The following is a 14,979-nucleotide window of genomic DNA, read 5'->3' on the forward strand; positions in this document are numbered from 1 at the left end:
CCCTCACGCGTGGCCGTGCGCACGCGCGCGCAGCCGCAGCCAGTTCTTGATGAAGATGTTGGACAGGATGTTGGTGATCAGCCAGAGGATCATCAACAACGCCGCCGACCTGCCGACATTGGTGTACTGGAAGAACTCCAGATAGGCCTGCACCTGGAACACCATCAGCCGGTCGCCCGGCCCGCCCTGCGTCATCGCATAGATGATGTCGAACTGCTGGATCGAATCGAGCAGGCGAAACAGCGACGCCGTGATGATGTAGGGCGCAAGCATCGGCAGCGTGATGCGGAAGAAGACGAAGCTCGCCGGCACGCCGTCGAGCGCCGCGGTCTCGAACGGCTGCCGCGGCAACGAGCGCAGGCCGGCCACCAGCAGGATCATGATGAAGGGCGTGTAGACCCAGACGTCGACCAGCACGACCGTGAACAGCGCGCTCGACGGGTCGGAGGCCCATTTGAAGTCGGTGACGCCGAACAGGCTGACCAGATAGGACAGGATGCCGAAGCTCGGATTGGTCATCAGCTTCCACATCAGCGCGGCAATCGCCGGCGCTGTCATCAGCGGCAGCAGCAGCATGATCGACACCGCATTGTGGAAGCGGCTCGGCCGGCGCAGCAGCAGCGCGATGCCGAGGCCGAGCAGGAGCTCGACCACGACCGTCACCGCGGTGTAGGTGATCGAGATCCGGAGCGTATTCCAGAATGCCGGATCGGACAGGAAGTCGATGTAGTTGCCGAGGCCGATGAAGCCGCGCAGGTAAGGCAGGTTCAGCCGGTAGCGCTGCAGCGAATAGACCGCGGCAGTCACGAACGGAACCAGGATCGCCACGCAGACCAGCAACGCCGGCAGGCTCAGCAGATAGGGCAAGAGGCGCACGCGCGGCCTTGGCTTGGCCGGCGCCGCCTGGGCGTTCGTCTGGAGAAGTTGGACCATGCTCATGATGATAAGAGATCGCGTTCGGCTGGCAAACGCCGCCGGCTCGGATGGGACAAGGCTCCGAGCCGGCGGATGGGTGCGGTGCGGGGGATCAAGCACCGCACAGTTGATCCATCAGCCGAGACCAGCTTGCTTGAGCTGGCGGTTGATGCTGTCGGCGAGCTTGTCGAGCCCCTCGTCGACGCTGACCTCCTTCGCGACCATCTTCTGCAGCGAGGCGGCCCATTCCGTCGTGAGATCGAAGAACAGCGGTTGCGCCGTGAAGTAGATCTTGGCGCCGGGCGACGACATGTCGTGCTGTTCCAGATAGCCGGGATAGGATTTCGCGATGCGGTCGCGGAACTCGCTGTCCTTCCACACCGAGGTGCGCACCGGATTGACGAAGTCCATCTTGCGCGCACCGAACAGATCGTGCTCGACCGAAGCCGCCCACTGCATGAACAGCCATGCGGCGTCCTTCTGCTTGGAGAAGGTCGACATCGCGAGCGACCAGATCCAGACGTTCGGGGTCGGCGCCTTGGCGGCCGGGTTGGCGGCAAACGGCGCGTAGCCGAGATTCCCCTTCTCCTTGTTGTCGCCGCCATTCATGAAGTAGCCGAGGATGTCGGCGTCGAAGATCATGCCGGAGGCGCCGGCGCCGAGATCGGTGCCGACCTGGTACCAGGTGTAGGTCGACCAGTTCTTCGGGCCCGAGGTCTGGATCATCTTGACCCATTTGTCGTGGAAGTCCTTCGAGGCCTTGGTGTTCATCGCGGCCTTCAGCTTGCCGCCCTCCATCACAAAATCCTTCTGGCCGAAGTTCGAATAGGCCGACAGGAAGCCGGGATGGATGGTCGCCCAGGAGCGCGAGCCGCGCACACCGACGCCGTAGGGGCCGCCGGCGTCCTTGGTGATCTTGGCAGCGACGTCCAGCATCTCGTCGAGGTTCTTCGGCGGCTTGACGCCGACCTTGTCGAAGACGTTGCGGTTGTAGGTGATGTTGTTGAGCTCATAGCCCCAGGGGATGCACCACTGCTTGGCCTTGCCCGAGCCGAGCTCGGAGCCGGCGACGCCATCCCACGCCGTGGAGGCGCGCAGGCCCGGCAGCACGTCGTCCCAGGCGAAGGCCGGATTGGTCTTGGCGGGATCCTTGATGTAGGTGTTGAGGTCCTCGATCCAACCCGCCGGACCGTAGGTCCAGGTCATGTAGGCGCCGGTCATGAAGGCGTCGTACTGGTCCGACTTCGACGACAGCGCTGCCGTCACCTTGTCGAAATAAACGTCCTCCGGGAAGATGTCGTAGGTGACGTTCATGCCGGTCAGGGTCTTGAACGCCTCAATGTCGCCGATCATGGCGTCGACGTAAGGGTGCTTGTTGAGCAGCAGCTTGACGCTCTTGCCGCTCTGGGCCTTCCAGTTGAAATCCGCGGCCATCGCCTTCGACATCGAGGAGGCGAAGGCGGCGTTGGCGGCGATGCCCGCGATGCCGAGCTTGGCGGCGCCGTCGAGGAGATCGCGGCGGCTGATGCGTTTGGCAGCGTAGGAGTCGAACAGATTCTTCTCGCGATCGAACATGTATTTCCTCTCCTTGTTGACGCTTGTTTTATGTGTCCTTCCGGGTCTTGCTTCTTGGCTTGCCGGATGTGGTCTCCGGCTTGTCTGTTGCGAGCGCCTTTGCGGTCACCTCGTCGATGATGAGGCCGTGCAGCACGCCGCTGCGCAGCACGCCGCGCAGCGCGGTCACCTTGGCCGGCCCGCCGGCGATGGCGACGATCCGGTGCTTCCTGAGATCGGCCATGCTCATGGAGGTGGCGCGAGCCGACAGATCGGTGTCCAGCACCGTTCCGTCGGCACTGAAGAAATGCCCAAGCAGATCGGCGCAGGCGCCGACACGCTTCAGCTCGGCGACCTCGTCGGGCTTGATCATGCCGCTCGACACCAGGAAGCCGTCGCGGCTGACTTGTCCGATGCCGACGAACAGCAGCGAGGCCTTGCGCGCCAGCGCGAACACGTCGGCGATGCCGAACTGCTGCATCAATACGGCGCGATCGGCGACCGAATTGGCGAACACCGGCACCGGCAGCAAATAGGCTTCTGCGCCGGTGCGCTCGGCGAGGCGATGAATCACGTCGAACGGATTGGCGGCGAATTTCCGCGTCAGTCCGCCGAGCAGCGAGACGAATTGCGCGTCGCGTGCCGGCGTCTGCGGCATCTGCTCGACCACGGCGGCGAGCGTACGGCCATGGCCGACGCCGATCACCTTGTCATCGCCGCGCTCGAGGGTCTGGCGCAGGAAGCTCGCGCCTTCCAGCGCCAGCGCCTTCAGCGGCAGGTCGCTCTCGCCGAGATCGGGCGCGACACGGCAGAACGAAAGGCCAAAGCGCTGCGTGAGGTCGTTCTCCAGCGCGACGCATTCGGCGACCGGCCCCTCGACGAAAACACGGATCATGCCCTCGCGGCTGGCGCGCGCGATCAGGCGGTGCGCCTTGGTGCTCTGGATGTTGAGGCGATCGGCGACCTCCGACTGCGTCAGCCCCGCCGCGAAATACAGCCACGCCGCGCGGGTCGCGAGCGACGCCTCGCCGTCGATGATCGGCAGCCTGTCGGGCGGTGTGGCCATGTCCGGAAAAGTCCGCTTGCAAAATTCTTCACGTCCTGCAAAAAATTGCAGAGGCCGAACGGGGCGTCAATCCCCCAAACGTGCTGCAGCGCAACCAACGTCGATGCGCGCGCACCAGAGAACGGTGAAGTCGGATGGGAGGTTTGTATCTCGGCATCGATGTCGGAACCGGCGGTGTCCGCGCCTGTGCGATCGATCCGCAGGCCGGCATTCGCGGCTTCGCTTCCGTTGCGCTGCCCGCACCGCGCGTCGACGGCAACGCCATCGACCAGACACCGGAGCTCTGGTGGCAAGCGGCAGTCGCTGCAATCGGCAAGCTCGGCGAGACCGTCGCTCTCGGCGACATCACGCGCATCGTCGTCGACGGCACGTCGGGCACGCTGCTGCTGGTCGATGCGGCCGGCCGCCCCTGTTCGCCCGGGCTGATGTACAACGATGCGCGCGCCACGCATGAGGCCGCGCGCGTAGCTGCAATCGCTCCGCTCGAAAGCGGCGCGCATGGTGCGAGCAGCGCGCTCGCCAAGCTGCTCTATCTGCTGAACCACGGCTATATCGGCGATGCGCGCCACGCCGTTCACCAGGCGGACTGGATCGCGGGCCGGCTCGCGAACCATCACGGCATCAGTGACGAGAACAACGCGCTGAAGCTCGGTTACGACCCGGTCGCGCGCGCCTGGCCGCCGTGGCTCGACCAGCTCGGCGTGCGCGACGATCTGCTTCCCGAGGTGCTGGAGCCGGGAACGCCATTCGCCGAGCTGGATCCGCAGGTCGCGCGGTCGCTGGGACTGCCGCCCACAGCGCAGGTCGCAGCCGGCACCACCGATGGCGTTGCGGCATTCATCGCGACGCGGGCCGACCAGCCGGGCGATGCCGTCACCTCGCTCGGCACCACGCTGGTGGTGAAGCAGCTTGCGACCCAGCCGATCTTCGCGGCCGACCAGGGCGTCTATTCGCATCGGCTCGGCGCGCGCTGGCTCGCCGGCGGCGCCTCGAACTCCGGCGGCGCCGCGCTTCTGGTGCACTTCACCGCCGACGAGATGGAGCGCCTGACGCCGCAGGTGACGCCGGAGGCGCCGACCGGGCTCGACTATTATCCGCTTCCGAAACCCGGCGAACGCTTCCCGATCGCCGATCCACAGCTGGCCGCACGAATCACGCCGCGCCCGGCGGAAGATTGCCGCTTCTTCCAGGGCCTGCTCGAAGGCATCGCCTCGGTCGAAGCCCTCGCCTACCGGCAGCTGGCGCGGCTCGGCGCACCACGCTTGCGGCGCGTCATCGGGATCGGCGGCGGAGCGAAAAACGATGCATGGACCAGGATCAGGCACCGCCTGCTCGGCGTTCCCGTCTCGGTCGCCGAACAGACCGAAGCGAGCTATGGCGCCGCGTTGCTCGCGCTGAACGGAGGTCCGCCATGAAGGCCGATGCGACCGCGATCGCCGGCCTTCACGCCATCGTGGACCACTTCGACCACGTGCTGCTCGACCAATGGGGCACGCTGCACGAGGGGCTGGCGGTGTTCCCTGCAGCGCTGGATTGCGTGGCAAGGCTGCGCGAGGCCGGCAAGCGGATCCTGATCCTCTCCAATTCCGGCAAGCGCGCGAGCAGCAACCAGCGACGGCTCGCCGCGCTCGGCCTGCCGCCGGAGGCCTATGACGGCGTGTTGTCATCGGGCGAGGTGACCTGGCGCGGGCTGCATGCGCGCGAGCAGGCCCCCTTCGCAGATCTCGGACGCGCCTGCTTGCTGATCTCGCGCGACGGCGACCGCTCGATCGTCGAAGGCGCCGATCTCACGATCGCTTCGACCGTGTACGAGGCTGATTTCATCCTGCTCGGCGGGCTCGACGATGATACGGCGGAGCCCGAGCGCTGGCGTGCGCTGCTGACGGCCGCCGCCGCGCGGCGACTGCCGATGCTGTGCGCCAATCCGGACCTGGTCATGTTCGGCGCTGCGGGCCTGATCCCCGCTCCGGGCGCGCTTGCCGCGTTCTATCAATCGCTCGGCGGCACGGTGCTGTTCGTCGGCAAGCCGTATCCGCCGATGTTTGCCGCCGCGCGCGAGCAATTGGGGCATCCGCCGCCGGAACGGATCCTCGTCATCGGCGATTCCCTCGATCACGATATCGCCGGTGGACGTGCCGCCGGGATGCTGACCTTGCTGATCGGCTCCGGCGCGCACCGCGCGACGCTATCGCAGGCGAGCGATCTGCCGCAGGCGGTCAAGACCGCGGCCGGCGCAGCGGCGCGGATGCCGCACTGGACGATGGACCATCTGACCTGGTGAGAACAGCCCGATGCGACCGCCTCAAACGCTGAACGAACTGCGCCGCATGTCGGCACGCGTCGGCAACAATATCCTGCTGGTGCAAGGCGCCGGCGGCAATTCGTCGGTCAAGGATGGCGACGTGCTGTGGGTGAAGGCGTCAGGCACCTGGCTGGCGGACGCAGAGGAGAAGGACATTTTCGTGCCGGTCGCCTTGTCGGCCGCGCGCACAGCACTGACGCAGGGCGACGAACGCGTGCCGCTTGCGCCGAATGCCGCAACGACGCTGCGCGCCTCGATCGAGACCTCGCTGCATGCTCTGATGCCGCACCGGATCGTGCTGCATGTCCATTCCGTCAACACCATCGCATGGGCAGTGCGAACCGACGCCCGCACCGAATTTGCCCGGCGAATGGACGGACTGGCCTGGCGCTACCTCACCTATCACCACCCGGGGCTGCCGCTCGCACGCGCGGTCAGCGAGGCGATCGCAGAGGATGCGGTCGACGTCCTGATCCTCGGCAATCACGGCCTGGTGGTCGGCGCGGACACCTGCGACGCGGCGGAGGCTTTGGTCGCCGAAATCGAGCAACGCCTCGCGCTGGAGCAGCGTCCGGCGCCGGCTCCCGATCACAATGCGCTCCGCAACATCTGCGCAGGCACGAACTATCGCCTGCCCCAAGATCCGCGAGCCCACGAAACGGCCACCGACCGCTACAGCCGCGCGATCGCGACCAGCGGCTCGCTTTATCCGGATCACGTCGTCTTCCTTGGCCCGGGCCTGCCGGTGCTGGAGCATCGCGAGAAGCTGAGCACCATGATTGCGCAAAGCACCGCGAGCGGGCTGCCGCCGCCGGTTGCGCTTCTCGTCCCTGATATCGGCAGCCTCATCCGCGAGGACGCGAGCGACGGCGCGGAAGCCATGCTGAGCTGTCTCGCATTGGTCACCTGCCGGTTGCCTTTGACCGCACGCGTCAACTATCTGACGGCAGAGAATGAGCATGCACTGCTGAACTGGGACGCCGAGCGATATCGCCAACAGCTGACAGCGGACCGCTGATGCGAGACGCGCGCTGCGTCATCCCTTCTCGGCGGAGAGGAACAGCCGATAGGCCGGATTCTCGCTCTCGTTCCAATAGGGATAACCGAGTGCGTCGAGCGCCTGAACGAACCGCGCGCGCTCCTGCGGCTTGACCTCGATGCCCGCCAGGATGCGTCCGTAGTCGGCGCCGTGATTGCGGTAGTGAAACAGCGAAATGTTCCAGTCGGGCGCCAGGCTCTCGAGGAATTTCAGCAACGCGCCGGGTCGCTCCGGAAACTCGAAGCGGTAGATCACCTCGTCCCTCAGAAGCGGCGCGCGGCCACCCACCATGTAGCGCACATGGTCCTTGGCCATCTCGTTCTCGCTCAGATCCAGGATCGGATAGCCCTCGCGCCGCAGCAGCCCCATGACTTCCCGCTTCTCGGCCTCGCCGCGGCTCAGCGCGATGCCGACGAAGAGCTGCGCCGGCGCGGTCGTCTCGGCAAAGCGGTAGTTGAATTCCGTAATCGCCCGCGAGCCGAGGATGCGGATGAAGTGGCGATAGCTGCCCGGTTTCTCCGGCACGGTCACCGCAAGCAGCGCCTCCCGATGTTCGCCGACCTCGGCGCGGTCGGCAATGGTGCGCAGCCGGTCGAAATTCAGATTAGCCCCACTGTTGACAGCAATCAGGCTGCCGTCGCTCAGCGCGCCGCGTTCGGCATAGGCCTTGAGGCCGGCGAGCGCCAATGCCCCGGACGGCTCGGCCACCGATCGCACGTCATCGAAGATATCCTTGATCGCCGCGCACATGGCGTCGGTGTCCACGGTGACGACCTCGTCGAGCAGGTCGCGGCAGAGCCGGAACGTCTCGGTGCCGACCTTGCGGACCGCGACACCGTCGGCGAACAGCCCGACCTGATCCAGCGCAACAACGTTGCCCTTGGCGAGCGCGGCCGCCATCGACGCTGCGTCGGCGGGCTCCACGCCGACGACCTTGATCGAGGGATTGAGGAACTTCACGAAGGCGGCGACGCCGGCCGCAAGCCCGCCCCCGCCGATCGGCACGAAGATCGCCTCGATCGGATCGGGATGCTGGCGCAGGATTTCCATCCCGACGGTCCCTTGACCGGCAATCACGTCCGGATCGTCGAACGGATGCACGAAGGTCAGGCCGCGGGCGACCTCGATCTCCCTTGCCTTGGTTTGCGCGTCGTCGAACGTGTCGCCATGCAGCACAACGTCGCCGCCCAGACGCCGGACGGCTTCGACCTTGATGGCGGGCGTCGTCCGCGGCATCACGATCGTCGCGGGAATGCCGAGCTTGCGCGCCGACAGCGCCACGCCCTGCGCGTGATTGCCCGCCGACGCGCAGATGACGCCCTGTCTTCGCTGCGCGTCCGGCAGCCTGACGATCTTGTTGTAGGCGCCGCGAAGCTTGAAGGAAAAGATCGGCTGAAAATCCTCCCGCTTCAGCAGGACGGCGCGCGACAGGCGCTCGGAGAGCCGCGGCATCGGATCGAGCGGCGTCTCCACCGCCACGTCGTAGACACGGGCGGTCAGGATGCTTTGGGCGTAGTCGCGGAGCGCGTTGGCGGCAGCGGTCATCGGGTCGCTTCTGTCGATGGGGAGGCAATCCATATCGGTTGCACCTGCCCATCATCGGCGCCGACCTGGCGAGCAGACGGCACGGAGCCGCCGCTACATCCAGCGCGAAGCATCGCATGGCCGGAGGCTCGCGTGAAGCAAAGACCGCCGGATCAATCGCCTGGCCGAGCGCATATGAAGTCGTCCGGGCCGTCGCAGGGGGCGCTGCCAAAATATCGAAAACAACCCCATGCAAAGTAGCCAGCGGCGGCCGGCGTCGACCGCACCACTTGACACGTCGGGCAACTCAGGAATATATTTCTAATATTCCGAAATTGACCGACGAGCGCCTCCAGCACCGCAGTTGAATTGGTGACCCAGCCAAAAATGCCGCCTTGGCGGTGACCGCTTCACGCCATGAGACGCGACGAATTCCATCCCCTGCCATGGTCACCGGGCGCTTCCCAGCCCACCTCGGAGACGAGCAGCGTATCCTCCAGCTTGATGTAGCCGCGCGCCGGATGCAGCAGCGCGGTTTCGATCGAGATCACCATCCCGGATTCGAGCGGCCGGTCGGCGTCATAGGGCGCGTATGGTACCGGGCCGGTCGCGGTCAGGCGCGGCGCTTCGTGACTGACAAGCCCAATGCCGTGGGCGGTGAAGTCGAGCACCGCGCGATGCGGCGAGGTTTTGACGGCAGCTTCGCCCGCCGCGATGATGTCGCCACCCATGGCGCCCGGCCGGATCGCGCGTCGGGCCACCTGCTGAATCTCCTCGACTCCTTGCAGCAACTCGCGGAGCTCGTTGTCGGGCTCACCTAGAAGTCCCATGCGGCTGAGATCGCCGATATAGCCCCGGTAGTTTCCGCCGGAATCGATCGAGATCACGTCGCCCTCCGCAAGAAGCTGGTTCGACGGAGCGCGGTTATGGCTCTTGCCCGCGGCAATCAGGCAATACTCGAAGACAAGATCGCGTTCCTGCTCCTCACGGCGCAGACGAGCGACGACATCGTTCTTGGTCATGCCCGGCGTGCAGCCCTTGAACGTGGCCATCATCGCATCGACGACCCGTTCGGAAGCCTTCTTGATGAGATCCAGTTCGGCCGGAGACTTGACGGCGCGAAGCCGCTCCAGCGTGAAATGGGCCTCGCGGACCTCGACGTCGCCAAGCCCGGCAAGCAGATGATCTCTGGCGTCGGCCGGCAGGAAGCCCGCCTCGATGCCGACGCGCCTGGCGGCGCCCCCGAGCTTTCTCACATGATCAATGGCGAGGCCGATCGCATCGATCGTTCCCCATGCGCCGGCTTTAACGTTCGGCGCCGATATCCGTCCGAGTTCATGCTCGAACTTTTCCATGCAGTTGCCGATATAGGCGGAATTTTCAGGATGCCCCTTCTGATAGACGAACACCGGCAGATAGCGGCTGGTGCCGATCGCCTCCATGACGTCGAAGAAGAAGAAGCGATATCCACCGAGCAGGTACTGCACATTGTGACGCGAGGTGACGATCAGGACGTCGAGCCCCGCCTCATCCATCAGCCGGTCGAGTTTTGCAGTATCGAACGGCGCCGTTGTTGCGACCACGTCGTGCGCATTGTCCATGGTAAAACCTTCCGTCTTTCACTGTCCCGCGGCCGCTTTTGCGGCCAGCGGCGTCGGTGCGGCGCTCGAGCCCGCGTTTTCACCAAACAGAGCCACCGGGCGGCCGTGCGGCTCGACGCCGAGGAACGTAAAGGCAAGTCCGATCAGGAGGCCCGCGCCGGCAAGAAAGAAAAACGCCGGCATCACCGCCGCTGCGGTCGCGCTGGGATGCACGACATTATCCGCGCCGGCGATCAATGCGAGACATAAGGGACCTACGATCTTGCCGACCCCGTTCGAGAGCTGGGCAAGGCCGACCGCGCGTCCCGAAAGCTGGACCGGAAAGATCTCGGCGGGATAGGGCCCGATGTTCGAAAATCCACCGTCGAAGAACACGGCGCCGATGATCAGGAAGACCAGAAACAACGGGACCGAGGCGGCAAAGTCGGCGTGAAAATAGGCCGCCAGCGCCAGCGATACCGCGGTGCCATAGCCCATCAACTGGCCGCACGGCTTGCGGCCGATCCGATTGGCGAGAAAGGCAAAGCCGGTTCGGCCAACAACGCCGGCGAGGCTGACATAGATGAACATCTTCGCCGCGTCCTGGGGCGCGACGCCAAGCAGTAGCGCCACAATCGTCGGTCCCCACAGGAAGACGCCGTAATTCGCTGTGCTGGCGCCGAACCAGACCAGGACCGTCAACCAGAAGCGCCGCTGCTCTGCAAAGAGATCGGCGAATGTCGCCGGGTTCGCTGGCGGCAGCGTGGGCAGTACAAATGACTCGCCGCCGACCCGGTAGAGCTTTCGGATGGCCGCCTGCGCCTCGCGCACGCGGCCCTTGCTGATCAGCCAGCGTGGCGATTCCGGCATGATGATCATGGTCAGAACCGCGAGGATGATCGGCAGAAAGCCGACCGCCGCCAGGCCGCGCCAGCCGACCAGCGGCAACAGGAAGCTCGCCGTCACCGAAGCCGACAGTACGCCGAAGGCGACTGGAACGACGACGAGGCTCGTGACCAGCGTGCGGTGACGGGTCGGTGCGAACTCAACGATGGCAGGAACTGCCGCCGCCGCACCCGCGGCAAGGCCGAAGCCGACGAAAAAGCGCAGGATCGCAAATGCAACCCAGCCGTCTTCCGGAATGAACGCGATCGCGCCGGAAGTCAGGCCGCACAGCAGAACGCCGGCAACCGCCAACGGCTTGCGCCCGAAGCGATCGGCGAGGACCCCCGCGGCGAATGCTCCCAGCATCGCCCCGATGCCGGCGCTCATCAGCATGATCGAGGTCTGCCCGAACGTCAGGTGCCATTTCGGCGCCAACACCGAGACCAGAAACCCGACCACGAAGAAATCGAAGAAATCGACCACGCCGGAGATGGCGAAGATGATGATCGATAGCCAATAGCGCGTCGTCACCGGCGCTTCGTCGAACGGCACTGCGCTCGCTTGCTCTGCCATGGTCTCCCCCTGTTGTTGTCAAGCCGCCTTCTTTTTTGAATTCAGAAATGTCGCCACCGCTTCCGCGACCCGCTCGGGGGCCTGGATCGACGCGACATGGCCGACGCCTGCGATGGTCCTGGTCTCGACGTGCGCAAGGTCGCGGGCGAGCGCAAATGTCTCCGCGTTCGGGATCAGCCGGTCGTCGCCGCCCGCGAGCAGCAGCGTCGGGCGATCAAAGCCGGTCAGATCGGCGGCGACAGGCTGTGCGAGCAAGGCGCCGCGTCGTGCCTTCTGGCCGTCGTCGCGGTTGGAGCCACGAAAGATGTCGATCAGTTCGGGCCGAACGCGCAGATACTCAGGCGGAAAGAAGAACTCCGCGATCTTCGGCGCGTTGCCTGCGGTGTCCGCGCGAAACGACGCAAGTGTGCGGAACACATCCGCATTGACCTCCAGTGGGCTCCTGTTGACCTTCCAGGTGCTGCTCAAGATCAGGCGATCGATGCGGCCGGGATGGCGGGCCGCCAGCACTTGCGCGATCTGGCCGCCCAGCGAGGTCCCGAAGACATGGGCACGATCGTAACCGAGCCCCCTGATCAAGGCCGCGGCATCATCAGCCAGGTCGGCCAGCGAATAGGACGACGGAGTATTCCTGGTGGCGCCGGAGTCGCGCTGGTCGTAGGCGATCACGGCGAAGTTCGCCGCGAGGACAGGCGCAAGGCCGTCGAACATCGAATGATCGGCCTCGCCGCCGTGCAGCAGCACGATCGGTTCGCCGCGTCCGCTCTTCTCAAATGCCGTGACGACGCCGCCAGATTCGAACGATTGCATGGGAGCCTCCGCTAGTGCAGCAACGTCGAAAGCGCGCCGGCCAATTCCTTCGCCGGATCCGGCGGCACCCACGGCATCCGCCACGCCACATGTCCATCAGGGCGCACCAGCACGGCGCCGCGCATACCCAGCTGGAATCCGTCTGCCGGGTCGGCTGACGGCAGTTGTTTGAGCGAGAGCGGCAGGCCGGTCTTCTTCGACACCTGCTTCCCCGCCTCCAGCCACTCGCTGCCGAGCGGACCGGTGACGACGGTGAATTCCTTGTCGAACCAGTCGAGCGTGGATTTCTTGCGCGAAGGCTCGAGCCACATATGCGGAAAGCGCGCGCCGGGACGGTCGGACGGCGTGTAGTAGCGGGAGTTCAGCGCCTTCGCGACGGTGCCATCGGGGATGACAGCGCCCTCCTCGTAATTGTGTCCGAGGTTCTGCCCGATGCTGTGCAGGTGATTGTCCATATCGTTGATCCAGAACCTGATCCGGTCCGGATTGCGCGATCGCACGGCATCATCCGTCAGCCCAAATCGCAGCCGATTGCCGTAGCTGAAACTGGCATTGGATTGCGCGATCGGGCGGCGTTCGCTGGAATAGCTGTCGAGCAGCTTTTCGTCCGCACGGCCCTTCAGCACGAAGGCGAGCTTCCAGGCGAGATTGTGCGCGTCCTGAACGCCGGAGTTCAGGCCGAAGCCGCCGGTGGGTGGAAAGCGGTGCGCGCAGTCGCCGACCAGAAACACCCGGCCCTTTCGAAAGGTCTCGGCCACCTGCATGCTGACGCGCCAGATCGAACGGTTGAGAAGCGTGACGTCGAGGTCCGGGATGCCAACATGGCCGCGCGCGATCTCGATGAACTCCTGGTCGGTCCACGGCCGCTCGCGATCGTCCTTGGTCAGGCCGATTTGCGTCACGGTGAGCCAGCGATCCCGGCCGTTGGTGTTCAGGATGCCGGCGCGCGGCAGATCGGGCCTATCCGGGATGATGATGAAACCGGCAGCCTCGCGCGCGATCGGCAACCGCGACAGATCGGCCCGCCAATACTCGTTCGACATCACCGCCAGCGTGGACGGCCCGACCATCTCGATCCCCGCGCTGCGCCGCGTCTGGCTGCCCGCGCCATCGGCGGCGATCAGGTAGGTCGCCGTCCACTGCGTCACCTCACCGGTCTTCTCGCAACGTGTCGTGACGTTGACGCCGCTGTTGGTCTCCTCGAACGATTCACAGGCCGTGTTGAACAGGACCGTGGCGTGTTTGGACTTCTCGACCACCCGCAGAATTTCCTCCTCGACGGCGTCTTGGGCGACCAGGCTCTTCCAGGCAGGGTATGCCCGACATTCGGCTCGGGACGGGTGCGGCCGAACTCGTGACCCGCGATGCTGTCGAGGAACACGAACATGTCGGAGTTGTCCTGCAGGCCGCGATCGCGGATCGCCTGCTCGATCCCCCACTGCCGGAAGATCTCCATGGTGCGGACCCAGCAGCCGCGCGACTTGGGATGATCCGTCGTCGTCGGGCTCTTCTCGACCACGACGCAGTCGATGCCGAAGCGATCGAGCAGCAATGACATCGCAAGGCCGACCGGGCCGCCGCCGGCGATGAATACGGACGTCTGGCGTGCCTCATCGGTGGCGATGCCCATGCTCGTCTCTCCTCCGTTTGATCGTTGGGGAGAGACTGCTCTCTTTTTGGTATCTCACAAGAATATGTTTGATATGGTATCCATCTCGAATTGAGATGGAGCGCCCGTCATGGACCTGCGGCAGATCCGCTATTTCGTTGCCGTCGCCGAGCGTGGCGGCTTTGCCGCCGCAGCGAGCACGCTGAACGTCGCCCAGTCGGCGCTCAGCCGCCACGTCAAGGAACTCGAAGACGAATTGGGCGGCGCCCTGCTCGAACGCGGCGCGCGCGGAGTCTCGGTTACGGAATCCGGCAAGGTGCTGCTCGCGCGCGGGCGCTGGCTGCTCGGCACGATCGACGACATCAAGGCCGAGGTGCGCACGGAAAATCGCGAGCCCAGCGGCACGGTGCGGATCGGCGCGCCGCCAAGCCTCGGTGATATCCTCTACCCGCCGCTGGCCCAGACATTCGTGAAGCAATTTCCACGCGTGCGGCTCGAGCTCAGTGAAGGCTTGACGGAAAACGCATCCGAACGCCTGCTGCGCGGTGAGCTCGATCTGGCGATCGTGACGACGCCGCCTCCCAACGATCACCTCGACTATGAACTGCTCATGGTCGAGCAGGTGTTCCTGATCGGACCGGCGCGCGATCCGCTGCTGAAGCGTGGCAGGCTGACCCGCAAGGAGTTCGACGCCCTGCCATCCGCCGTGGGCCCGCTCAGCCGCAACCCGTTCCCATCGACCATGCTCTGCGCGGTACGGGTCGACAACAGCACGCCGATGAAGCGCATGGTGGCATCGGGCCTCGGCTATGCATTGCTACCGTTCTCCGGCATTCACCAGGAAGTCGCTGCCGGTACGCTGGCGGCAGCGCTGTTGCCGTGGATGCGCGCCGACCGCATCCTGGCACTGCCGCGTGGACGGCCGGTGAGCCGGGCAACGCGTGAAGCGATTGCAACGTTGAAGAATATCTGCCGCGCTTTGATCGATGACGGGATTATCCTGACCGCGCCGGCGCGCAAGAGCTGAGCATGATTCCGCGCTGCACGCGCGGGCTCAATTCGCGGCATCCCGCCGCCCGTTCCAGGCGGCCCGGCCTAACCGCGTCCGCTGCGGGCCACCAA

Annotated in this window: 13 protein-coding genes; 4 read left to right on the plus strand and 9 right to left on the minus strand. The window is 65.4% G+C overall.

From position 1 onward, the window contains the following. Window positions 1-3: 3 nt before the first annotated feature. The 3 genes from ACVIGA_RS11620 to ACVIGA_RS11630 all read right to left on the minus strand — a co-directional run bounded on the left by ACVIGA_RS11620 (window position 4) and on the right by ACVIGA_RS11630 (window position 3,535). Window positions 4-933, minus strand: a complete 930-nt coding sequence (locus ACVIGA_RS11620) for a carbohydrate ABC transporter permease (RefSeq protein ID WP_456670788.1) — start codon at window positions 931-933, stop codon at window positions 4-6. Window positions 934-1,050: 117 nt separating this feature from the next. Beyond that, a complete protein-coding gene (locus tag ACVIGA_RS11625) occupies window positions 1,051-2,490 on the minus strand; it encodes an extracellular solute-binding protein (protein ID WP_375776382.1) in 1,440 nt (479 codons plus the stop codon). A 28-nt stretch (window positions 2,491-2,518) separates the two neighbouring features. Then, window positions 2,519-3,535 carry a sugar-binding transcriptional regulator gene (locus ACVIGA_RS11630; protein ID WP_456666485.1) on the minus strand — a complete coding sequence of 339 codons (1,017 nt, stop codon included), beginning with the start codon at window positions 3,533-3,535 and terminating at the stop codon, window positions 2,519-2,521. A gap of 134 nt (window positions 3,536-3,669) precedes the next feature. On the opposite strand from ACVIGA_RS11630, the gene ACVIGA_RS11635 reads away from it, so the two are divergent. The 3 genes from ACVIGA_RS11635 to ACVIGA_RS11645 are packed head-to-tail and all read left to right on the plus strand — an operon-like array spanning window position 3,670 to window position 6,855. Beyond that, complete coding sequence (locus ACVIGA_RS11635) at window positions 3,670-4,950, plus strand: FGGY-family carbohydrate kinase (RefSeq protein WP_456666486.1); 1,281 nt, start codon at window positions 3,670-3,672, stop codon at window positions 4,948-4,950. Beyond that, window positions 4,947-5,816, plus strand: coding sequence for a TIGR01459 family HAD-type hydrolase (locus tag ACVIGA_RS11640; protein WP_456666487.1), 870 nt, complete (start codon window positions 4,947-4,949; stop codon window positions 5,814-5,816). Before ACVIGA_RS11635 ends, ACVIGA_RS11640 begins: the two co-directional genes overlap by 4 nt. Window positions 5,817-5,826: 10 nt before the next feature. Continuing rightward, the gene (locus tag ACVIGA_RS11645; RefSeq protein ID WP_456666488.1) at window positions 5,827-6,855 is read left to right on the plus strand and encodes a class II aldolase/adducin family protein; all 1,029 of its coding nucleotides are present in this window, start codon (window positions 5,827-5,829) and stop codon (window positions 6,853-6,855) included. Window positions 6,856-6,873: 18 nt separating this feature from the next. Here ACVIGA_RS11645 and ilvA read toward each other — a convergent pair whose 3' ends face one another. From ilvA to ACVIGA_RS11675, 6 genes are all read right to left on the minus strand, one after another. Then, the gene (gene ilvA, locus ACVIGA_RS11650; RefSeq protein ID WP_456666489.1) at window positions 6,874-8,421 is read right to left on the minus strand and encodes a threonine ammonia-lyase, biosynthetic; all 1,548 of its coding nucleotides are present in this window, start codon (window positions 8,419-8,421) and stop codon (window positions 6,874-6,876) included. Window positions 8,422-8,810: 389 nt separating this feature from the next. Beyond that, window positions 8,811-10,001 (minus strand): M24 family metallopeptidase, encoded by a 1,191-nt coding sequence (locus tag ACVIGA_RS11655; RefSeq protein ID WP_456666490.1) that lies wholly within the window; start codon window positions 9,999-10,001, stop codon window positions 8,811-8,813. A gap of 18 nt (window positions 10,002-10,019) precedes the next feature. After that, window positions 10,020-11,438 (minus strand): MFS transporter, encoded by a 1,419-nt coding sequence (locus ACVIGA_RS11660; protein WP_456666491.1) that lies wholly within the window; start codon window positions 11,436-11,438, stop codon window positions 10,020-10,022. A gap of 18 nt (window positions 11,439-11,456) precedes the next feature. Beyond that, window positions 11,457-12,248 (minus strand): alpha/beta fold hydrolase, encoded by a 792-nt coding sequence (locus ACVIGA_RS11665; protein ID WP_456666492.1) that lies wholly within the window; start codon window positions 12,246-12,248, stop codon window positions 11,457-11,459. Between the two features lie 11 nt (window positions 12,249-12,259). Further along, window positions 12,260-13,507, minus strand: coding sequence for an FAD-dependent monooxygenase (locus ACVIGA_RS11670; protein ID WP_456666493.1), 1,248 nt, complete (start codon window positions 13,505-13,507; stop codon window positions 12,260-12,262). Further along, window positions 13,393-13,878, minus strand: a complete 486-nt coding sequence (locus ACVIGA_RS11675) for an FAD-dependent monooxygenase (RefSeq protein ID WP_456666494.1) — start codon at window positions 13,876-13,878, stop codon at window positions 13,393-13,395. The genes ACVIGA_RS11670 and ACVIGA_RS11675 overlap by 115 nt, the downstream gene beginning before the upstream one ends. Window positions 13,879-13,987: 109 nt before the next feature. On the opposite strand from ACVIGA_RS11675, the gene ACVIGA_RS11680 reads away from it, so the two are divergent. Next, window positions 13,988-14,884: a LysR family transcriptional regulator gene (locus tag ACVIGA_RS11680; RefSeq protein WP_456666495.1), complete on the plus strand. Its 897-nt coding sequence runs from the start codon at window positions 13,988-13,990 to the stop codon at window positions 14,882-14,884. The last annotated feature ends 95 nt before the right edge of the window (window positions 14,885-14,979 follow it).

It is taken from the genome of Bradyrhizobium sp. USDA 3240, from assembly GCF_054063295.1.